This is a genomic window from Mycolicibacterium frederiksbergense, from assembly GCF_012223425.1.
GTDB lineage: Bacteria > Actinomycetota > Actinomycetes > Mycobacteriales > Mycobacteriaceae > Mycobacterium > Mycobacterium frederiksbergense.
In genome coordinates, this window is sequence record NZ_CP038799.1 from 1,156,833 (window position 1) to 1,177,549 (window position 20,717).

Genomic DNA, 20,717 nt, shown 5'->3' on the forward strand with positions numbered 1-20,717 from the left:
GTCGCGGGTCAGCTCACCCGGGGCGTGCTGACCGGCTCGATCGGCAGCCTGCGCAGCGCGGCGGGCGCCTCGGCGGGTACCACCGGGCGCACCGGCGCGATCGGGTCCAGTCGGCGGTAGGGCTCACCCTGGGCCGGACGCAGATCGGCTTCACCCTTGTTCGGCCACAGCGCCGCGGCCCGCTCCGCCTGCGCGGTGATCGACAGCGACGGGTTGACCCCGAGGTTGGCCGAGATCGACGCTCCGTCGGCCACATACAGCGTCGGGTAGCGATACACCCGCTGGTAGGGGTCGATGACGCCGGTCTCGACGCTGTCGCCGATGGCCGCGCCACCCAGGAAGTGTGCGGTGAGCGGGATGTTGAACAGTTCGCCCCAGGTGCCGCCGGCCACTCCGTCGATCTTCTCGGCGATGCGGCGGGTGACCTCGTTGCCGGCCGGGATCCAGGACGGGTTGGGCAGGCCGTGGCCCTGCTTGCTGTCCAGCATCCGGTAGCCGAACCAGGTCTTGCGGGTGAACGTCGTGATCGAGTTGTCCAGGTGCTGCATGACGAGCGCGATCATGGTCCGTTCGCTCCAGCGGCGCGGGTTGAGCAGCCGCAGCGTTCCGCGCCGGTCGGCCCTGGCGGTCTGGACGAGTTGTTTCCAGCGCGGCACGTCGGTGCCCTCGGGCCCGGTGCCGTCGGTCATCAGGGTCTGCAGCAGGCCCATCGCGTTGGATCCCTTGCCGTAGCGGCACGGTTCGACGTGGGTGTCACTGGTCGGGTGGATCGACGAGGTGATCGCGACCCCCTGGGTGAGGTTGAGGTCGTCCCCGACGGTGAGCCGTCCCGCGCCGACGATGGACTCGGAGTTGGTGCGGGTCAGCACGCCCAGGCGGTCCGACAGGCCGGGCAGCTTGCCGTGATCCCGCATCCGGAACAGCAGCTTCTGGGTGCCGTAGGTGCCGGCGGCCAGGATCAGGTGGTTGGCGGTGAAGGTCTTCTTGCGGCGGCGCAGTTTCCCGCCGGTGCGCACCGTCTGCACTTCCCACACACCATCGGGGCGCTGCTCGAACTCCCGCACGGAGGTGAGCGGATGGACGTGTGCGCCAGCGGATTCCGCCAGACCCAGGTAGTTCTTCAGCAGGGTGTTCTTGGCGCCGTGCCGGCAGCCCGTCATGCACTCACCGCATTCGATGCATCCGGTGCGAGCCGGGCCTGCGCCGCCGAAGTACGGGTCGGGGACGGTCTTGCCGGGCGTCTTGGCACCGTCTTCGCCGAAGAAGACGCCGACGGGAGTGGGGACGAAGGTGTGCCCCACGCCCATGTCCTCGGCGACCTCCTTCATGATCCGGTCGGCATCGGTGAAGGTGGGATTGGTGACGACCCCGAGCATCCGCTTGGCCTGGTCGTAGTGCGGCATGAGCTCTTCGCGCCAGTCGGTGATGTCCTTCCACTGGGCATCGGCGAAGAACGGCTCCGGCGGCACGTAGAGGGTGTTGGCGTAGTTCAGCGAACCGCCGCCGACCCCGGCACCGGCCAGGATCATGCAGTTGCGCAGCAGGTGGATGCGCTGGATGCCGTACATCCCGAACTGCGGGGCCCACAGGAACTTGCGCAGGTTCCACGAGGTCTTCGCGAACTCGTCGTCGGCAAACCTTCGTCCGGCCTCCAGCACCCCTACGCGGTAGCCCTTTTCGGTGAGCCGCAGGGCGCTGACGCTACCGCCGAATCCCGAGCCGATGATCAAGACGTCGTAGTCAGGCTGCATCAGAACAGTATGGCCCTACCGGCAGGTAACTTTCTAGACAGGAGGGCCTAACTTGTAAAGATTGGCTGATCAGGACCCGACGGTCAGCCCGACCTTCTGGAATTCCTTGAGGTCGCAGTAGCCGGCCTTGGCCATCGACCGGCGCAGGCCGCCCACCAGGTTCAGCGAGCCGAACGGATCGTCCGACGGGCCGTTGAGCACCTGCTCAAGCGACGGACGCTCACCGAGCGCCACCTGCAGCAGCGCACCGCGCGGCAACGACGGGTGTGCCGCGGCCGACGGCCAGAACCAGCCGTCGCCCTGTGCCTCGGCGGCCACCGACAGCGGCGGGCCCAACACCACGGCGTCGGCACCGCAGGCGATCGCCTTGGCCAGATCGCCGGAGGTCTGGATGTCACCGTCGGCGAGCACATGCACGTACCGGCCGCCGGTCTCGTCGAGGTACTCCCGCCGCGCGGCGGCCGCATCGGCGATCGCGGTGGCCATCGGCACGCTGATGCCCAGCACCTCATCGGAGGTGGTCACCCCGGACGTGGAGCCGTAGCCGACGATGACGCCGGCCGCGCCGGTACGCATCAGGTGCAGGGCGGTGCGGTGATCGAGCACACCGCCGGCCACCACGGGGACGTCCAGTTCGGAGATGAAGGTTTTCAGGTTCAGTGGTTCACCGTCGTTGGCCACCCGCTCGGCGGAGATCAGAGTGCCCTGGATGACCAGCAGGTCGATACCCGCGGCCACCAGCGCCGGGGTCAGCGCGGCGGCGTTCTGCGGGCTCACCCGCACGGCGGTGGTGACACCGGCTTCCCGGATCCGGGCGACGGCGGCACCCAGCAGTTCGGGGACCAGCGGCGCGGCGTGCAACTGCTGCAGCATCCGGATCGGCGCCGACTCGTCATCCGAGGTGGCCGCGGTCTCGATGACCGCAGCGATCTTGGCCTCGACATCGGCATGGCGGCCGATCAGCCCTTCACCGTTGAGCACACCGAGTCCGCCGAGCCTGCCCATCTCGATGGCGAACTCCACCGACACCAGGGCGTCGGTGGGATGCGCGAGCACCGGGATCTCGAAGCGGTAGGCATCCAGCTGCCAGGCCGTCGAGACGTCCTTCGAGGACCGGGTCCGGCGGGCCGGGACGATGTTGATGTCGTCGAGCTCATAGGTGCGGCGAGCTGTTCTGCCCATGCCGATTTCAACCATGTCACGCATGTGTGATGTAGCCCCTTTCGGGCTTTAACGGGCGTAGTAGTTCGGGGCTTCGACGGTCATGGCGACGTCGTGCGGGTGGCTTTCCTTCAAGCCCGCGGCGGTGATCTGCACGAACTGCGCCTGCTGCAGATGCTCGATGGTGTCCGAGCCGGTGTAGCCCATCGCGGCACGCAGACCGCCGGTCAGCTGGTGGATCACCGTGGACAGCGGCCCGCGGAACGGCACCCGGCCCTCGATGCCCTCGGGCACCAGCTTGTCCTCGGAGAGCACATCGTCCTGGAAGTAGCGGTCCTTGGAGTAGCTCTTGGCGGCGCCGCGGCCCTGCATGGCACCCAGCGACCCCATGCCGCGGTAGCTCTTGAACTGCTTGCCGTTGACGAAGATCAGCTCGCCGGGCGACTCGGCCGTGCCGGCCAGCAGCGAGCCGAGCATGGCGGTCGAGGCGCCGGCGGCCAGTGCCTTGGCGATATCGCCGGAGTACTGCAGGCCACCATCGGCGATCACCGGGACCCCCTTGCGCGAGCAGGCGGCGACAGCCTCCAGGATGGCGGTGATCTGCGGGGCGCCGACACCGGCGACGACGCGGGTGGTGCAGATGGAACCGGGGCCCACGCCGACCTTGACGGCGTCGGCTCCCGCATCGACGAGCGCTGCGGCGGCCGCCCGGGTGGCGACATTGCCGCCCACCACATCGACGCGATCGCCGACGGCTGCCTTCAGCCGGCTCACCATGTCGAGCACCAGCCGGTTGTGGGCGTGTGCGGTGTCGACGATGAGCACGTCCACGCCGGCGTCCGCCAACGTCATCGCCCGGGTCCAGGCGTCATCGCCGATACCGACGGCCGCCCCGACCAACAGGCGTCCGTCGCTGTCCTTCGTGGACAACGGGAACTGCTCGGTCTTGACGAAATCCTTGACGGTGATCAGTCCGGTGAGCTTGCCGTGACCGTCGACGATGGGCAGCTTCTCGATCTTGTGCCTGCGCAGCAGCCCCAGGGCCGCTTCGGCCGAGACGCCGGCCTGCGCGGTGATCAGCGGGGCCTTGGTCATCACCTCGGAGACCGGCCTGGACTGGTCCACCTCGAAGCGCATGTCACGGTTGGTGATGATGCCCACGAGCGCACCGGCCGCGTCCACCACGGGCAGCCCGGAGATCCGGAACCGCGCGCACATGGCGTCGACCTCGGCCAGCGTGTGCTCGGGAGAGCAGGTCACCGGATCGGTCACCATGCCGGCCTCGGACCGCTTCACGGTCTCGACCTGACCGGCCTGCTCGGCGACCGACAGGTTGCGGTGCAGTACGCCCATCCCGCCGGCCCGGGCCATCGCGATGGCCATCCGCGACTCGGTGACGGTGTCCATCGCCGAACTGACCAGCGGCACCCGCAGCCGGATCCGTTTGGTGAGCTGGCTGGACGTGTCGACGTTGGCGGGCACCACGTCCGACGCGGCCGGCAGCAGCAGGACATCGTCGAAGGTCAGCCCGAGCATCGCGATCTTGGTCGGATCATCACCGCCGGTGGGTACCGGGATGGCGAGCGGGACGCTGCTTTCAGCGATCGACATGGGTGGAGCCTCCACTAGCAACAGTCGCGAATCTAAGAGGCCATTCTATCGGCACTGACCTCGACGCTCGCGGCCACGCCGCGAGGTGGGTCCGGAGTTCGGCACGTGCGGGCGGCGCGCGGGGTGAACCGGTGGCGCGAAAGCAGCGGGGCTGCGTAGGCTAGATCCGTGCGAGATGACCTCCCGCCTGGCCTGCCACCCGACCCCTTCGCCGATGACCCGTCCGATCCATCGGCGGCTCTCGACGCGATCGAGCCTGGCCTGCCACTCGATGCGCAGGAACGCAGTGCCGTGGAAGCGGACCTGGCTGACCTGGCGGTATATGAGGCGTTGTTGGCGCACAGGGGAATCCGCGGCCTCGTGGTGTGCTGCGACGAATGCCAGCAGGACCACTATCACGATTGGGACATGCTGCGCGCGAACCTGCTGCAGCTGCTCGTCGACGGTACGGTCCGCCCGCATGAGCCGGCCTACGATCCCGAGCCCGATGCCTACGTGACCTGGGATTACTGCCGCGGGTACGCCGACGCCTCACTCAACGAGGCCACGTCGGAGCCCGACGGCTACCGCTGATCTGCGCTCATTCTCCGCTTGACGGCGGTGTCGTCGTCGTGGTGACGGTCGGCACCGTCGCGGCCGGCTCATCCGCGGTCTGCACCGGCTCCTCGAGGACCGGCTGCTCCACCACCGGAGCCTCCTGCACCACCGGTGCCTGAGTGCTCGGCGGCGCTGCCGGCGCCGAGGACGGCGCCTCGGCCCGCGGCGGAGCCACTGATGTGGACTGCGTCACCGTCGTGGTGGTCGTGGTGGTCGGCGCGGTGGTCGTGGTCACCGTTGTCGTGGTCGTCGGTGCCGTCGTGGTGGTGCTCGACGGTGCCGTGGTCGTCGGTGCCGTCGTGGTCGTCGGCTGGGTCGTGGTCGTTTCCGACGTCGACGTCTGCGAACTCGAGGTCGGCGATGTCGAGGTCTCGGTGACCGGACTGGTCGACGTGGTGGTCTCCGAGCCGGTGGTCTCCGAGGTCGCGGTCTCGGATGTGGTCGTCTCAGCTGCGGTGGTCTCCGACGGTCCCGTCGTCGAGAGCACCTCGGGGCCCGGGGTGGTGGTGACCGTGACGGAATCCTCGATCACCGGCATCGGCAGCAGCGTCAGCGGTGAGGCCGGCAGCTGCGGCAGCGGCTCACCCGCGGGGGGCAGCGTCGCGGCCGGATCCTGCTCAACGACCTTGTAGGTCAACGCATTCCACTGCTGGATCAGCTCTTGCTTCTGTTCGACCCGGTCGACGCTCTGTACCGTCGCCGACAGCGCGGCCAGCTTGTCCTGCGCCTGGTCCCACTGGCCCTCGTCCACCAGTTGCTGCACCTGGGCGAGCTCGGTCTGCGCGGCCAGCACCACCGCGTCATCGCGGGTGGCCCGCTCGTCGCCGAAGAGCATGCTGCGCACGCCGTAGAGCCCGTCACCGGGCGCGGCCGCGAAGACGGCGGTCCCGAAGCCGCCGAGGCAGAGCACGGCGGCGGCCGCCGAACCGACGACAGCAAGCGAGAGCCGGTTGCGCCGGGATGGCCCGGCGGTGGCATCGACCAGTGCGGCAGTGGCCTCGGCGGGAGTCACCACATGATCCATCGGGACCTGGCGCACCTCATCGCGCCATCCCGAGAGCAGGAACGCGAGGTCGGCGTCGCCGCGGTCGGTGGAGAACACCGGCTGTTCGGAGGCCAGCGCGTCCAGGAACTTGTCGGCGCGGTTGATGTCGTTGAGGGAGGGATCACCGCCGTTGGCGGTCCATCGACCGAAATCAGGCATGCTCACCTCCCGTTGTGATCTGTGACTTGAGTCGTGCCAGGGCTCGGTGCTGGGCAACCCGCACCGCGCCAGGTGTACTTCCGACCGCTTCCGCGGTTTCCTCTGCGCTCATCCCGACGACGACGCGCAGGATGAGAATCTCGCGCTGCTTGTCCGGGAGGATCGACAACAGTCGCTCCATCCGGGCCGACGCATCGGCGTCGAGTGCCAGCTGTTCGGGGCCGGCCTCACCGGAGAACCGCTCCGGCACGTTTTCGGTGGGCTCGGCGCGGTTGCGCGCCGACGCCCGGTGAGCGTCGGCAAGCTTGTGCGCCGCAATGCCGTACACAAAGGCCAGGAACGGACGCCCCTGATCCTTGTAGCGCGGCAACGCCGTGATGGCGGCCAAGCACACCTCCTGCGCAATGTCGTCTGCGGACAGACCACTTCGTTCAGCTGACCCGATCCGTGCCCGGCAGTACCGGACGATGATCGGGCGGATGGTCTCCAAGACCACCCGAAGAGCGTCACGATCTCCCGCCACAGCATCGGCGACGACATCATCGAGACGTTCTCCCGAAATGGTCATCGTGGTTGATCTCTCCAGCGTTACGGATGTGGCGTTCTACAGATGGGGCTGCGCGGACGTATGCGTCAGATAAACACTAACGATCCAGATGGGGTGAATCGGCTCAGCGACGCGACCACACGCCGCCTCCGCGTCGCACTGTATCGGCGGCGGCGTCGCGGATGGCGACGACCTGCGAGGCAGAATGCGAGGTACTGCCGATATCGGCGAGCAGGCATCCCAGCGCCCAGCGCAGCGGGATCAGGCCGAATCGGTCCGTCTCAGCGAACGCCGCGTCGGCAACCTCGCGCGCGGCATCGAGGCGGCCGGCACAACACAGGGCGGCCGACAGCACCACCTGAGATTTGACGGCGTGGCGCGCCGAGCCCAGCGTGTCGGCGTGAGCGACGGCGCGTTCGGCGTGCGCGACGGCGGCGACGCCGTCACCGCCGGCCATCGCGAGTTCCGCGGCGACCCAGCCCAGCCGGACCGGCAGCCGCGGCGGGGCCGCGGAGTCGAGCAGCCCGCCCGCCCGCGCCAGCAGCCGGGCCGACGCCGACAGCCGCCCCACCCCCAGAGCGTCGGCGGCAAGACCCACGAGTGCATCCACACCGGCTTCGGGATCGTCGGCGACCACCCAGGCCCGGCCGTCCCAGCCGCGCGCCGGATCGTGCCCGCCGAGCTGGCGCAGAAACGAGGCCCGGGTGCTGTGGGCCAGCGAGAGTGCCGACCCGCGCGCTCCGGCGCGGATGATCTGGTCGAGTTCGTGCAGTGCGCAGGCATAGCGGCCCTGGCCGCCGGCGGCGACGGCCCGCAGCCAGCGCTCGCACGGGGTGGTGGCCGGCGGCAGCGGCCAGAGCTGCGGTTGGGCACCGAATGCGGCGTCGGCCAAGCGGGCGTTCACGGTGGATTTCGGGCTGGCCATCGCACCGGACGCTATCAATGCCGGGGTACCGGCCTAAAAAAAGTGACCAATTCGACCTCGGTTAACAATTGATGGTCGGCACGTTACGAATGGATCAACGGGCTGCCGATCCGCGAAATTGCCGAATCGGCGCGAGCAGGGGAAATGCGCCCCGAAGCGCACCCCCGACGCGATGCAAACCACCCGCCGCATTGCCCGCAAGTGAACACGATGAACGTGACGTAAATTCACGGCCTGCATTGATGCCTTTTCCCGGTGAACCTGGGTATTGACGGCTTTTCTGTAGCCCTTCTACGTTGTGTGCACGAGATGTCATCGGCGACATGTGCTCGGTTCAGTTCCGCGACTCACGCACTTCACGCGTTTCGCGAAATGGGTGCGACGAGAGGGGTTTTCACATGCCACAGCCGCAGCAACTGCCCGGACCCAACGCCGACATCTGGGATTGGCAAATGGCGGGTCATTGCCGGGGCGTCGATTCGTCGATGTTCTTCCATCCCGACGGCGAGCGTGGCCGCGCTCGCGCCCAACGCGAGATGCGCGCCAAGGAGCTGTGCCGGTCCTGCCCGGTGATCACCCAGTGCCGCTCGCACGCTCTCTCGGTCGGCGAGCCCTACGGCATCTGGGGCGGCCTGTCCGAGTCCGAACGCGAACTGCTGCTCAAGCGCGGGATGCGCCGCAGCGCCTGATTCTTCGCTGCGCGAGCAGACACGGATGGCCTCTCAGACACACGTTTGAGGGGCCATTCGTGTCTGCTCGTGTAACTCGCGCGCGCCCGGCGCCGATCACATCCATGTGAACTCCTTCCGGCTCGCAGGCTCCGTCGCGTTGGCGGCCGGCGCCGTCCTGACCGCAGCCCCGGCCCACGCCGCACCGCTGCCCGGCTTCTGCGCGGCGGACGTCGTCGTCGACGGAATCTGCACTACGCGGTTGGCCTCGGTGACCACCGACGTCGTCAACGGGACGATCACCGGCACCCCGGTCGGCGGCACCGAGGCGGTCACCCTCACCGGACAAGCCGATGCATACCTGGAGTCCGACGGATTCGGTGACACCCCGCCGGAACCCGTTGCGAACTGGGACAGCACGCTGGCGCAGGTGAGCGGTCTCGACGTCTCCCCCGCCGACCCCAATTGGTACGGCAACGCCAAGGCCAAGGTCTTCCTGCCCAGGACCCTCAACGACCTGGCCACGCACTTCCCGCCCGGTAGCCTGCTCGTCCGGTTCACCGGCGACGAGGCGCAGCCGGGCGCGTTCCAGTTGGTGTCCATTCAGCCGACGCTGCGGTAGTTCCGCCGGATCACTCCTGCGGTCTCAGTGAGTGAGATCACACCTTGTTGGCCGTCCGCCCCGCGGGCCACCGTGTGCTGTCTACTCCACCGGCAGGAAGAAGTACTCCATGAAGGATGCGTCCGGACCAGTCACCGCCCGCGGTCACTGGTCACGCCTCGGCAAGCTGCTCGGCATCGCCCTGCTCTCGTCGGCCATGCTCATCGGTGCCGCAATCCCGGCGGCGGCCGCCGAGTTGATGCGGGTGACGTTCGTGCGCCACGGGCAGTCCGCGGGCAATGCCTCCGGCCTGATCGACACCTCCACCCCCGGCCCCGTTCTCACACCGACGGGCCAGACCCAGTCCGAGGCCGTGGTCGGCAGGCTCGGCGTCCACAACTACGACGGCGTCTACGCCTCGACCATGCAGCGAACCCAGCTCACCGCCGGGCCGCTCTCGAAGTACCTGCACCTGCCGATCCGGGTGCTGCCCGGCGTCCACGAGATCGAGGCGGGCGTCTTCGAGGGCACCCCGGAGAGCGAGGCCGCCAACGGATACGGCCGGTATCCGCTGGCCTGGGCGTTGCAGGGCAACCGTGATCTGCGCATCCCCGGTTCCATCGACGGCCACGAGTTCGACGCCCGCATGGACGGTTCGCTGCAGGAGATCTACGACAACGGCGACCGCAACGCCGTCGTCTTCTCCCACGGCGGGGCCATCATGTTCTGGACCATGATGAACGCCACGAACCTGACGATGGAACAGAAGCTGGACCTGCTGCGCTACGCCCCGCTGAGCAACACGAATTACGTTGTCGTCGAGGGCAATCCGGTAGACGGATGGAAGCTGGTGGACTGGAACGGACAGAAGTTCGCGCCCGAGGCCACGCTGGCCGCCGAGGTACGTCTGCAGCTGCGGACCCTGCAGCGCCAGCTGTCCGGTGCCGTGACACAGGTGGTGGCGTCGTTCGCGACGCTGAACCCGGCAAAGGTGCTCGCCGCGATCGCCGCGAGCTTCTCCGACACCGTCGTGTCCATCGCCAAGTTCGCCGGCGCGGTGAACCACAAGCTCGCCACCGAGTGGGCCGACAAGACCGAGCCGAGCCCGACGGTGCAGAGCCTCGCGACGGCCGCCGTCGCACCTGCGGCCGAACAGGACGCTCCCGCGAGCGAGGCCAAGACGGTGGTGGCGGATCGGCAGACCTCGAAAATGACTGTCCCGGCTGACAGTTCCGCGTCCGTCGAGCAGGCCCCGAAGGCAGCGACGGTCGCCTCGGAGTCGGTCACCGAGGAGGTCACGCCCGGCGCTGAATCGGAGACCCCGGCCGAGGCCGTAGCCCCCGAAGCCCCGGAGATCGGCGCGGTCGAGGTGCCCATGACGACCACACCGGCCAAGGCGCCGCGGGCGGCCAAGTCGGCGGCCAGCGGTGCGACCACCGCCAAGAAGGCCGGCAACCCGCGGGCCAAAGCCGGCGCGAACAGCGCCGGCTGACCTGTCCGGCGCGATGAGATTCCCTGTCGTCGATGCCGACGGCAGGGAATCTCCGTGTCAGAACGGGGCGGCTCGCTACAGTGACACCGTGCCGCGGGGTGACAGTACGACCAGTGCTCCCGCCTCGATGGTCGCGCGGGTGGCCCTGATCGTGAACGCTTTCGACCGGGCGGGCGCCGTGCTGCGTCTGGACCAGGTGGCCGAGCGCACCGGTCTGCCGCGCTCCTCCACGCACCGCATCCTCAACCAGCTGCATGACGCCGGCCTACTGCAGCACACCCCCGACGGATACTCCTTGGCCGCATCGGCATTGCCTGCCGCGGGAGCCATCGACCATGCGCAGCTGCGCAGCATCGCCTCACCGGTGCTGGAACGCCTGCACGCCGATACCGCGCTCGTCGTGCACCTCGGGGTGCTGGCCGGCGCCGATGTGGTCTATCTCGACAAGGTGGCCGGCGGCGGTGGTGCCGCGGTACCGACCCGGGTCGGCGGCCGGACACCCGCACACGCCAGCGCGCTGGGCAAGACGATGCTTGCGCGCCTGCGCGCCGAGGACATCGACAAGACCCTGGACAAGCAGCTGCGCAAGTGCACCCCATCGACGATTGCCGACCTGCCCACCCTGCATCAGGAATTGGCCAGGATCAGGTCGCGGCGTGGAATCGCCTACGACGAACAGGAACTCGCGGTGGGCCTGTCCAGCGTCGCCGCCCCGATCACGATGTCGGGCACCGAGGTGGCCGGGCTCTCGCTCACCGGGGCGGTGCCCGCGCAGCATCTGGTGCGGGTCGCGCCGTTTCTGTCACGCTCCGCCAACGGCATCTCCGGGCGGCTCGGCAGCGCCGCCACCGAACACGCCGATATCGAGACCGTGACCGACGACATGCTGTCGCGGGTGTTGCGCACGCTGGCCTCCGACGCGTGGGTGTGAGCGGCCCTCACCAGATCAGATCATCGACGGCGATGCCCACCGAGTGCCGGCCCACCACCGTCAGCACCTGCTCGACGTTACTGGCCACGTGCATGCGCGCGGTCTGGACGTCCCGCCAGATCCGTTCCAGCAGTGGCTCGTCGGGCTCGATACCCGCGTCATCGACGACTACCTCGACGGCGCGCAACGCACGATCGGCGGCCATCACCTGATCGCGCCTGGTCCGCAGCATCAACTCGGCATCCGGATACCGTTCGCCGCGAACACAATCGAGTTGTTCGGCGACATTGCGTCGGATCTGCATCATCGACAGTTCGACATCGGCGCGGGCCGTCACATGCGCGTCCGACGCTGCGTGGAGCGCACGGTGGGCCGCGCCGAGCAACGGCATCGTCCCGGCCAGCGTATAGAGCGTCGGCTGAGGCAACCGCTGCAGCGCGGGCAGCGCCGCATCGGGCACCATGTCGAGCCAGCTGAACGCCCGGTACTCCGGGACGAAGGTATCGGTGACGATGACATCGTCTGCGCCGATTCCTCTCAGCCCCAGACCGTTCCAGGTGGGTTGCACGGTGTAGTCACCGCGCGGGACCAGCACCGCCATGAAGTCCTGTGCCGCGCCGTCGGCGCCGACCTTCAGCGCCGCCACGCTCAACCAGGACGCGTAGGGCGCTCCCGTGCACCGTGCCCAACGGCCGCTGAGCCGAAAGCCCCCGGGCACCCGCTCCAACCGTCCGGTGGGCGCATAGGATGAGCACAGCAGGGCCCGCGGATCCGCGCCCCAGATCTCCCGGAGCACCCGCACGTCACGCACCGACAGCCCCCAGTTGTTGACCGCGAGCCAACCGGCCAGCCAGCCCGTCGACATGCACGCCGAGGACAGCTCCCGGGTCGCCGTCAGGTAGATATCGGGGTCGGCGTCCAGGCCACCGAAGTCCGGCGGCTGCAGCAGCGCAAAGTATCCGGCGTCGTGCAGCAGGGTGATCACCGCGCGGTCGACCACACCCGTGCGATCGACCTCAGCGGCGGCCGCGGCGACCTCGGGGAGCAGATCCCGGACGGAACTGAGTACAGACTGCGACGTACTCCCCCTCGTCATCGTGTCGGCGTGCAACGATCGTGTGTATATCAGTCCCCGTCACCGCTGGAGGTGGGTATGTCGCAATCGGCCGTTCGCGACAGCGTCGACGGTTCGCGCGCATACCGCTTGACCCAACCCTCGGCGCACGACGGCCTCGGGCTGGCACCAGACGAATTAATCCGGGCGGTAGGTGAAATCGCGGTCAGCGATGGATCACTCGGCTGGCTGGCCGGCAGCTACGGTATCGCCGCGCTGGCGCTCGCGCCCGCGGTGGCCGACGACGTGTGGGGTGCCCGTCCGGACGCGGTGGTGACCGCCGGGCACCGCGGATCGGCCGTGGTGGCGCAGGGTCGGCTGACAGGGCGCTGGGGGTCGGTCGTCGGCGCGGAGCATGCGGATTGGTTTCTGCTCTCCTGCGATGGCGCGTATGTACTGCTCCCTCGGAGGCGCGTCGATGTCGCCGTCCACGCCCGGCCCGCCGCCCTTCCCGGTGCGGGGATCGGCGACGTGACGGTCGCCGACATCGCGGTCGACGACCGCGACCCCGCTGTGGCCGACCGCGTGGTGGCCGCGGCAGCGGCGGCCTCCGTCGTGGTGGGATCGGCCCTGGGCGGGTGGCGCCGGCACGTCGATCAGGTGCGGGCCCGGCTGGCAATCTCCTACGGCGGTGACGAGATCGCCGATGAGGCGGCCGCCCAGATCGCCCGCACCGCATCGGATCTCGACGCGTCACGGTTGCAGATCGCGACGGCGGGATTCACCGGAGGCACCGCGCCGTTCGCACAGGCGATCTCCCGGGCCCGCGGCGCGGCGGACCGCCTGATGGCCGGCAGCCGGCACGCACTCGACGCCTCGGACCCGGTGACCGCCGCCTGGCGCGATGTGCATGCGGGCTGCCGGCTGGCCGCCGCGGTCATGTGATGGGAGGGCTCGCGGCCCTGCAACGAAAACACCCCCGGCCCAACAGGACCGGGGGTGTTCTCGTTGTACTGATCAGTGAGCGTGGCCGTGATGGCCGTGGCCGTGATCTTCTTCCTCGACCGGCTTCTCGACGACAGCCGTCTCGGTGGTGAGGATCATCCGCGCCACCGACGCGGCGTTCAGAACCGCCGAGCGGGTGACCTTGACCGGGTCCACGATGCCCTCGGCGAGCAGATCGCCGTAGGTCAGCGTGGCGGCGTTGAAGCCCTGCCCGTTGGGCAGCTCACCAACGTTGTTCACCACGACAGCGCCATCGAGCCCGGCGTTGGTGGCGATCCAGAACAGCGGGGCCGACAGCGCCGAGGAGAACACCTCGAGGCCGAGCAGCTCGTCGCCGGTCAGCGATCCGCGCAGCGTGTCCAGTTCCTTGCGGGCCTGCACGAGTGCCGCGCCACCACCGGTGACGATGCCCTCTTCGACAGCAGCCTTGGCCGCCGCGACGGCGTCCTCGACAGCTTCCTTGCGCTTCTTCAGGTCGGTCTCGGTGGCCGCGCCGACCTTGATGACCGCGACGCCGCCGGACAGCTTGGCGAGGCGCTCTTCGAGCTTCTCGCGGTCCCAGTCCGAGTCGGTGGCCTCGATCTCCGAGCGCAGCTGCGACTTGCGACCCTCGATGGCCTCCTGGGTGCCGGCGCCGTCGACGATGACGGTGCTGTCCTTGGTCACCACCACCCGTCGTGCCGAGCCCAGCACGTCGAGTCCGGCCTCGCGCAGCACCAGACCCACGTCGGGGTTGACGACCTGCGCGGCGGTCACGACGGCGAGGTCGTCCAGGAACGCCTTGCGCCGATCACCGAAGAACGGCGCCTTGACGGCGACGGCCTTGAGCGTCTTGCGGATGGCGTTGACCACGAGCGTGGACAGCGCCTCTCCCTCGACATCCTCGGCGATGATCAGCAGCGGCTTACCCGACTCGGCGACCTTCTCCAGCAGCGGCAGCAGGTCCGGCAGGGAGCTGATCTTGTCGCGATGCAGCAGCACCAGCGCGTCCTCGAGCACCGCTTCCTGCGAATCGAAATCGGTGATGAAGTACGCCGAGGTGAAGCCCTTGTCGAAGCCGACACCCTCGGTGACCTCGAGTGCGGTCTCCAGCGTGGAAGACTCCTCGACCGTGACGACGCCGTCGGCGCCGACCTTGGTCATGGCCTCGCCGACCAGATCGCCGACGACCTCGTCGCGGGACGAGACGGTGGCGACCTGAGCGATGGCCTTCTTGTCGCTGACCGGCGTGGCGGCGGCCAACAGCGCCTCCGACACGGCGTCGGCGGCCTTGCTGATACCGGCGCCCAGGGCGATCGGGTTGGCCCCGGCCGCCACGTTGCGCAGGCCGGCCTTCACGATGGCCTGGGCGAGCACGGTGGCGGTGGTGGTGCCGTCACCGGCGACGTCGTTGGTCTTGGTGGCCACCGACTTGACCAGCTGGGCACCCATGTTCTCGAACGGGTCCTCCAGGTCGATCTCGCGGGCGATGGTGACACCGTCGTTGGTCACCACGGGGCCGCCGAAGGCCTTGGCCAGCACCACATGGCGGCCACGCGGGCCGAGCGTGACGCGGACGGCATCGGCGAGCTTGTCGACGCCGGCCTCCAGAGCGCGACGCGCAGTTTCATTGAATTCGATCTGCTTGCTCATAAATGTCCTTTGATGTGCCGAACCCCCGTGCGCCGGGGGGCAATGCATACCGCCCCGGACGTCATCCGCTCAAAGGCGGGGACATCCGGGGCGGTACACGAGTGCTTACTTGTTGACGACAGCCAGCACGTCACGCGCGGAGAGGATCAGGTACTCCTCGCCGCCGTACTTGATCTCGGTGCCGCCGTACTTGCTGTAGATGACGGTGTCGCCTTCGGCAACGTCCAGGGGGATCCGCTTCTCGCCATCCTCATCCCAGCGGCCGGGGCCAACTGCGACGACGGTGCCTTCTTGCGGCTTTTCCTTGGCGGTGTCGGGGATGACCAGACCGGAAGCGGTCGTGGTCTCGGCCTCGTTGGCCTGTACGAGGATCTTGTCCTCGAGTGGCTTGATGTTGACTGCCACGATGGGAGCCCTCCACTTTGTTGGGTATAGGAGTCCGGATTGCGTCCGGGTCCTCATGGTTTTCAGGTGTTCGGCCTGCGCCCGTACCTATGCTCCGTCGTCGCGGGTGCCGGTGCTGCGGTTGGTCGCGTGCCACCTAGCACTCTATACATGAGAGTGCTAGCACTCAAGGTCGGGTTGTGCAGATCCCGATCCGCGGCCGCTACCCGTCGTGTGTGCGCCAACCATCAGGTGATCGAAAGACATCCCGACCATCGCGGCGTGGACTTGTCGTGGCTGCTCATGCCACCTGACCCGTGACCACCGGCAAACCCGGATCGGTGGCCGAATCCAGCCCCGAGGCCGGCGCACCGGCAGCGATCAGGTGCGCCGCGAACGACGCGATCATCGCGCCGTTGTCGGTGCACAACCGCGGCCGCGGCACCCGCAGCGTCAACCCCGCAGCGGCGCAGCGCTGCTCGGCGAGTTCACGCACCCGCGAGTTGGCGGCCACCCCGCCGGCGATCAGCAGGGTCGACACCCCCAGATCGGTGGCGGCACGCACGGCCTTGGCGGTCAGCACATCGGCGACGGCCTCCTGGAACCCGGCTGCCACATCGGCGCGCGCCGCATCGGGATGCCGCTCCAGGTGGCGGGCGACGGCGGTCTTGAGTCCGGAGAAGCTGAAGACATACGGCGCATCGCGCGGCCCGGTCATCCCGCGCGGGAACACGATCGCATCGCGATCACCGGTGCGGGCCAGGTCGTCCAGCGGTTTGCCACCGGGATAGCCGAGGCCGAGCAGCCGGGCCACCTTGTCGTAGGCCTCCCCCGCCGCGTCATCGACGGTGCTGCCCAGTTCGACGATCGGCTCACCGAGTGAGCGCACATGCAGCAAGTTGGTGTGACCACCGGACACCAGCAACCCCACGCATTCGGGCAGCGGGCCATGGTCGTAGACATCGGCGGCCAGGTGCCCGCCGAGGTGGTTGACCGCGTAGAACGGCACTTCCCAGGCGGCCGAATACGCCTTGGCGGCAGCGACTCCCACCAGCAGAGCGCCCGCCAGCCCGGGCCCGATGGTGGCGGCGACGACATCGGGGCGGGTGATGCCCGCGGTGTCCAGGGCACGGCGCATGGTCGGACCGAGCGCCTCCAGGTGCGCCCGGGACGCGATCTCGGGCACCACTCCGCCGAAGCGCGCATGCTCATCGACGCTGGAGGCCACCTCGTCGGCCAGCAGAGTGACGGTCCCGTCGTCGTCGAGCCGTGCGATACCGACTCCGGTTTCGTCACAGGAACTTTCGATGGCCAGGATGATCATGCCGGGTCTCGCTTCATGGTGTAAGCGTCGGCACCGCTGACCTTGTAGTACCGCTTGCGCACGCCCACGGTGGCGAAACCGACGCTCTTGTACAGGTTGATGGCCGCCTCGTTGTCGACGCGGACCTCCAGGAACACCTCCCCGCGGGTGGCGAATCCCAGCAGGTCATCGAGCAGCCGGCGACCGATGCCGCGGCCCTGGTAGGTCGGGTCGACGCCGATGGTGTGCACCTCGTATTCGTAGGGCGGGATCCGGCCCAGCCGCGAGATGCCGGCGTAGCCGATCAGCCTGCCCTCATCGCGGGCCGCCACATAATGGTTGTGCTTGCCGTCCAGGGCGTGCAGGAACGCCGCCGGCGGCCAGGGGTCGTCACCGTCGAACAGCTGGGACTCCAACTCGGCGCAGCGGGCCGCATCGGCGCGGGTCAGCGCGTCGATCGTGGTGTTGTCGGGTGCGGTCACGCCAGGCCTCGTTCGGCCAGCGTCTTGGCATCCGGGCGCCGCAGGTACAGCGGGATCAGGGGCTGTGGTTCCTGGTTCCAATCCGGCACGGCCGCCACGAGTTCGGCGGCGGTCGGGTACTCCGGTCCGATGACGGGAAGTCCGAACGACGCGGCGAGCGCCGGCGATCCGGCCACCGCCTGCACACCGTCGGCATTCACCTCGGCCGCGGCGTTGACCGCCGGTCCGGCGACCCGCACCCCGTCGCGGTAGCGCGCCCAGTACACCTCGCGGCGGCGGGCGTCGGTGACCACGAGGACCTCACCGCGGGTGGCGCGGGCGATGGCGTCGAGCGTGCACACCCCGTGCACCGGGATGCCCAGTGCCTGGCCGTAGGCGGCGGCGGTGGCCATACCGACGCGTAGACCGGTGAACGGGCCGGGCCCGCAACCGACCACGACGGCGTCCAGATCCGCCATGGTCTTCCCACCGTCGGCAAGTGCGGCAACCACATTCGGTGTCAGACGCTCGGCGTGAGCGCGGGCGTCGACGATGGTTCGCTCGGCCAGGGTGACGATCGTCGCACCCAGCTCGACGATGCCGGCGGTGACGGCGGGGGTGGCGGTATCGAGGGCCAGTACGATCATGAACTGCTCCATTGCCATGTCGCGGTGCGCATCTCGGAGTCGTCGGCACGGTCGAGGTGGATGTCCAGGTGGTTCTCCGAGAGCCGCTCGGCCAGGCCCTCGCCCCACTCGACGACGACGACGGCGTCGTCGAGGTCGGTGTCGAGGTCCAGCGAGTCGAGTTCGCCGAGCAGGTCACCGCCGTGATCGAGCAGTCGGTAGATGTCCACGTGCACCAGGGCAGGCGCCCCGGCGCGACGGGCCGGATGCACCCGCGCCAACACATAGGTGGGCGAGGTGACCGGTCCTTCGACATCCATGGCCACCGCAATTCCCTTGGTGAACATGGTCTTACCGGCTCCGAGCGGGCCGGACAGCACCACCACGTCACCGGCGCGCAGGTCGGCGCCGAGGCGCGCGCCGAGCGCGACGGTGTCCTGCGGGGTGGCCAGTTCTGCGGTGCCGCCCGTGCGCTCAGCCATGGTTACGGGCCCGTTCCCTGAGCCTGCGGGTGAGCGCCACCAGTTTGGACGGGGTGGCTCGTTCGACCAGGCGCACCAGCGCGTCGTCGATCAGTTCCGGCTGCTCCAACTGCACGAGGTGTCCCGCGCCCTCGGCGATCACCAACTCGGACTTGGGTAGCGCCGCGGCCATGTCCTGCGAGTACTCCAGCGGCGTGAGCAGGTCACGGTCGCCGCACGCGATCAGGGTCGGGATCTTCGCCAGCGCCGTGAGCCCGTCGGTTTCGTCGTGCACCTCCAGGGCGTGCAGGAACCCGACCAGGGTGTGCACCGGGGTGTCGTGCATCATCCGCTCACTGAAGGCGACCACGCTGGGGCTGACGCTCTCGTCACCGTAGGAGGCCGCCCGCAGCACCGGTCCGATGATCGAGCGGGCCACACCGCGGCCTCGGTGCACCAGTCCGGGCGCATAGCGGACGACGAACCGGGCCGCCTCCAGCGCCGGGTTGCGCAGTATCTCCCCCAGCGGGGAGCGCGAGATTCCCTCGGCGGCAGAGGATATCAGTGCGGCACCGACGACTCGGGTGGGATAGCGCTGTGGGTACTGGCGGGCGTGGGACAACACGGTCATCCCGCCCATGGAGTGCCCGACCAGCACGACCGGGCCGCGCGGCGCCATCACCGCGAGCACCGACTCCAGGTCCTGGCCGAGTTGGGGCACGGTGAAGGTGTCCGGCGAGGCGTCTCCGGACAGACCGTGCCCACGCTGGTCGTAGAACACCATCCGGACCTGATCGCCCCACTGCTCGGCCAACCGGTCACGCTGAAAGTGGAAGGCGCCCATCCGCAGACAGAACCCGTGCGCGAAGACCACGGTCAGCGGTGCGTTCTCCGGCCCGCATTCGCGGACCGCGAGCGGCACCCCGTCTCCGGTGGTGACGACCACGCTTCGGTCGTCGTGCAGCAGTTCGAAATCCTCGTGTGCGTAGGGATCCTCCACGCTGACCCGGCGGGCCAGGGAACGGGCCACCGAAACCCCGGCCACCGAGCCGACGGCGCTCAGTCCGGCCAGTCCGGCCAGCCAGCGCGCCACGGCCCAGCGCTCGGGCGGGCGGATATCGTCGTCGGCCACCGGTGTCAGCCCATCTCGCCGCGATAGACACGGGTGATCCGGCCCCGCACAGCGGTGACCACCTCGTAGTTGATCGTGCCGATCAGATCGGCCCAGTCCTGGGTGGTCGGCTCGCCGGAATCACCGGGGCCGAACAGGATTGCCTCATCGCCGACGCCGATATCGACGGGCCCGGGCCCGAGGTCCACCACGAACTGGTCCATGCAGATGCGGCCAACGCCGGGATGGCGGCGACCGTTGATGGACACCTGCAGCCGACCGCTGAGCGTGCGGAAGATCCCGTCCGCGTAACCGAGCGGGATCAGCGCCACTGTGGTGTCCCGCTCGGCGATCCAGGTGTGCCCGTAGGACACTCCGTCCCCGGCCTTGATCGAGCGGACCACCGCCACCGGAGCCTTCAGCGTCATCGCCGGGCGCAGGCCCATATCGCCCAGGGCGGGAATCGGGGTCTGACCGTAGATCGCGATTCCGGGACGGATCATGTCGAAGGCCAGGTCCTGGCGGGTCATCGCCGCGGGCGAGTTACTCAGGTGCGCGATCTCGAAGTCGACGTCGTACTCGCGGGCGAGCTCACGCATCTCCTGCAGACGGGCGGCCTGACGATCGTTCATCGGGTTGCCCGGATCGTCACCGCACGCCAGGTGGCTCATGATGCCCCGGGCATGCACCGTCCCCTCGGCTACCGCGTGTGCCAGGGCAACCAGCACCTTGGGCAGGTCGGCGGCGGCCACCCCGTTACGACTCAGGCCGGTGTCGACCTTGAGGGTCGCGGCAGCGGTGACCCCGGTGCGCCGGGCCGCATCGACCAGGTCGTCGAGCTGTCCCGCTGAGGACACCGCGATCTGCACGTCGGCGGCCAGTGCCGGGGAGAAATCGGTGCCCGGGGCGTGCAGCCACGCCAGCACCGGTGCGGTGATGCCGTCCCTGCGCAGGGCCAGGGCCTCACCGACGGTCGCCACGCCCACTTCGGCGGCGCCGGCGGCCAGCGCGGTGCGCGCGACGGGGGTGGCGCCGTGGCCGTAACCGTCGGCCTTGACCACCGCCATGACCCCCGCCGAGCCCGCGCGCTCTCGCAGTACGCGCACGTTGTGTGCGATGGCGCCGAGATCCACCTCGGCCGTGGGGCCGGGCGGGGCGGTCAGGTCGGTCGGGTGCATTGACTCGATTTTGT

At 69.0% G+C, this 20,717-nt stretch carries 21 protein-coding genes; 6 read left to right on the top strand and 15 right to left on the bottom strand.

The genetic code is table 11. The features are described from left to right. Window positions 1–8: 8 nt before the first annotated feature. The 3 genes from EXE63_RS08505 to guaB form a co-directional block, all read right to left on the bottom strand. The gene (locus EXE63_RS08505) at window positions 9–1,751 is read right to left on the bottom strand and encodes an FAD-dependent oxidoreductase (RefSeq protein ID WP_168141583.1); all 1,743 of its coding nucleotides are present in this window, start codon (window positions 1,749–1,751) and stop codon (window positions 9–11) included. Window positions 1,752–1,820: 69 nt separating this feature from the next. Continuing rightward, the gene (locus tag EXE63_RS08510; protein ID WP_168141584.1) at window positions 1,821–2,957 is read right to left on the bottom strand and encodes a GuaB3 family IMP dehydrogenase-related protein; all 1,137 of its coding nucleotides are present in this window, start codon (window positions 2,955–2,957) and stop codon (window positions 1,821–1,823) included. Between the two features lie 24 nt (window positions 2,958–2,981). Next, window positions 2,982–4,523 (bottom strand): IMP dehydrogenase, encoded by a 1,542-nt coding sequence (guaB, locus tag EXE63_RS08515; RefSeq protein WP_168141585.1) that lies wholly within the window; start codon window positions 4,521–4,523, stop codon window positions 2,982–2,984. Between the two features lie 168 nt (window positions 4,524–4,691). On the opposite strand from guaB, the gene EXE63_RS08520 reads away from it, so the two are divergent. After that, a complete protein-coding gene (locus EXE63_RS08520) occupies window positions 4,692–5,096 on the top strand; it encodes a DUF5319 domain-containing protein (RefSeq protein ID WP_168141586.1) in 405 nt (134 codons plus the stop codon). Between the two features lie 7 nt (window positions 5,097–5,103). On the opposite strand, the gene EXE63_RS08525 is transcribed toward EXE63_RS08520, so the two are convergent. The 3 genes from EXE63_RS08525 to EXE63_RS08535 form a co-directional block, all read right to left on the bottom strand. Then, window positions 5,104–6,324 carry an anti-sigma-D factor RsdA gene (locus tag EXE63_RS08525; protein WP_168141587.1) on the bottom strand — a complete coding sequence of 407 codons (1,221 nt, stop codon included), beginning with the start codon at window positions 6,322–6,324 and terminating at the stop codon, window positions 5,104–5,106. Then, on the bottom strand, window positions 6,317–6,892 hold the full coding sequence (locus EXE63_RS08530; protein WP_168141588.1) for a sigma-70 family RNA polymerase sigma factor: 576 nt from the start codon (window positions 6,890–6,892) through the stop codon (window positions 6,317–6,319). The genes EXE63_RS08525 and EXE63_RS08530 overlap by 8 nt, the downstream gene beginning before the upstream one ends. A 103-nt stretch (window positions 6,893–6,995) precedes the next feature. Beyond that, a complete protein-coding gene (locus EXE63_RS08535) occupies window positions 6,996–7,796 on the bottom strand; it encodes a hypothetical protein (RefSeq protein ID WP_168141589.1) in 801 nt (266 codons plus the stop codon). Window positions 7,797–8,194: 398 nt separating this feature from the next. Between EXE63_RS08535 and EXE63_RS08540 the strand changes: the two genes are divergently transcribed. The 4 genes from EXE63_RS08540 (at window position 8,195) to EXE63_RS08555 (ending at window position 11,488) form a co-directional block, all read left to right on the top strand. Further along, window positions 8,195–8,485 carry a WhiB family transcriptional regulator gene (locus EXE63_RS08540; protein ID WP_105362692.1) on the top strand — a complete coding sequence of 97 codons (291 nt, stop codon included), beginning with the start codon at window positions 8,195–8,197 and terminating at the stop codon, window positions 8,483–8,485. Between the two features lie 106 nt (window positions 8,486–8,591). Continuing rightward, entirely contained in the window at window positions 8,592–9,086 is a 495-nt protein-coding gene (locus EXE63_RS08545; protein WP_168141590.1) for a hypothetical protein, read from the top strand. Between the two features lie 109 nt (window positions 9,087–9,195). Further along, window positions 9,196–10,557 carry a histidine phosphatase family protein gene (locus tag EXE63_RS08550; RefSeq protein WP_168141591.1) on the top strand — a complete coding sequence of 454 codons (1,362 nt, stop codon included), beginning with the start codon at window positions 9,196–9,198 and terminating at the stop codon, window positions 10,555–10,557. Window positions 10,558–10,645: 88 nt separating this feature from the next. After that, complete coding sequence (locus EXE63_RS08555) at window positions 10,646–11,488, top strand: IclR family transcriptional regulator (protein WP_234904422.1); 843 nt, start codon at window positions 10,646–10,648, stop codon at window positions 11,486–11,488. Window positions 11,489–11,495: 7 nt separating this feature from the next. Here the strand turns inward: EXE63_RS08555 and EXE63_RS08560 are convergent, their stop codons facing one another. Beyond that, entirely contained in the window at window positions 11,496–12,584 is a 1,089-nt protein-coding gene (locus EXE63_RS08560) for an acyl-CoA dehydrogenase family protein (protein ID WP_168141592.1), read from the bottom strand. A 57-nt stretch (window positions 12,585–12,641) separates the two neighbouring features. Between EXE63_RS08560 and EXE63_RS08565 the strand changes: the two genes are divergently transcribed. Then, the gene (locus EXE63_RS08565) at window positions 12,642–13,487 is read left to right on the top strand and encodes an acyl-CoA dehydrogenase family protein (protein ID WP_168141593.1); all 846 of its coding nucleotides are present in this window, start codon (window positions 12,642–12,644) and stop codon (window positions 13,485–13,487) included. Window positions 13,488–13,559: 72 nt separating this feature from the next. On the opposite strand, the gene groL is transcribed toward EXE63_RS08565, so the two are convergent. The 8 genes from groL to alr form a co-directional block, all read right to left on the bottom strand. After that, window positions 13,560–15,179 carry a chaperonin GroEL gene (groL, locus tag EXE63_RS08570; RefSeq protein ID WP_168141594.1) on the bottom strand — a complete coding sequence of 540 codons (1,620 nt, stop codon included), beginning with the start codon at window positions 15,177–15,179 and terminating at the stop codon, window positions 13,560–13,562. Window positions 15,180–15,284: 105 nt separating this feature from the next. Further along, a complete protein-coding gene (gene groES / locus EXE63_RS08575) occupies window positions 15,285–15,587 on the bottom strand; it encodes a co-chaperone GroES (RefSeq protein WP_036421278.1) in 303 nt (100 codons plus the stop codon). Between the two features lie 277 nt (window positions 15,588–15,864). Then, the gene (gene tsaD / locus EXE63_RS08580; RefSeq protein WP_168141595.1) at window positions 15,865–16,887 is read right to left on the bottom strand and encodes a tRNA (adenosine(37)-N6)-threonylcarbamoyltransferase complex transferase subunit TsaD; all 1,023 of its coding nucleotides are present in this window, start codon (window positions 16,885–16,887) and stop codon (window positions 15,865–15,867) included. Beyond that, window positions 16,884–17,348, bottom strand: coding sequence for a ribosomal protein S18-alanine N-acetyltransferase (gene rimI, locus EXE63_RS08585; protein WP_168141596.1), 465 nt, complete (start codon window positions 17,346–17,348; stop codon window positions 16,884–16,886). Before rimI ends, tsaD begins: the two co-directional genes overlap by 4 nt. Then, the gene (tsaB, locus tag EXE63_RS08590) at window positions 17,345–17,974 is read right to left on the bottom strand and encodes a tRNA (adenosine(37)-N6)-threonylcarbamoyltransferase complex dimerization subunit type 1 TsaB (RefSeq protein WP_168141597.1); all 630 of its coding nucleotides are present in this window, start codon (window positions 17,972–17,974) and stop codon (window positions 17,345–17,347) included. Before tsaB ends, rimI begins: the two co-directional genes overlap by 4 nt. Next, window positions 17,971–18,435, bottom strand: a complete 465-nt coding sequence (gene tsaE / locus EXE63_RS08595) for a tRNA (adenosine(37)-N6)-threonylcarbamoyltransferase complex ATPase subunit type 1 TsaE (RefSeq protein WP_168141598.1) — start codon at window positions 18,433–18,435, stop codon at window positions 17,971–17,973. The genes tsaB and tsaE overlap by 4 nt, the downstream gene beginning before the upstream one ends. Further along, the gene (locus tag EXE63_RS08600) at window positions 18,428–19,546 is read right to left on the bottom strand and encodes an alpha/beta fold hydrolase (protein ID WP_234904423.1); all 1,119 of its coding nucleotides are present in this window, start codon (window positions 19,544–19,546) and stop codon (window positions 18,428–18,430) included. Before EXE63_RS08600 ends, tsaE begins: the two co-directional genes overlap by 8 nt. A 5-nt stretch (window positions 19,547–19,551) precedes the next feature. Further along, a complete protein-coding gene (gene alr, locus EXE63_RS08605; protein ID WP_168141599.1) occupies window positions 19,552–20,703 on the bottom strand; it encodes an alanine racemase in 1,152 nt (383 codons plus the stop codon). Window positions 20,704–20,717 lie beyond the last annotated feature (14 nt).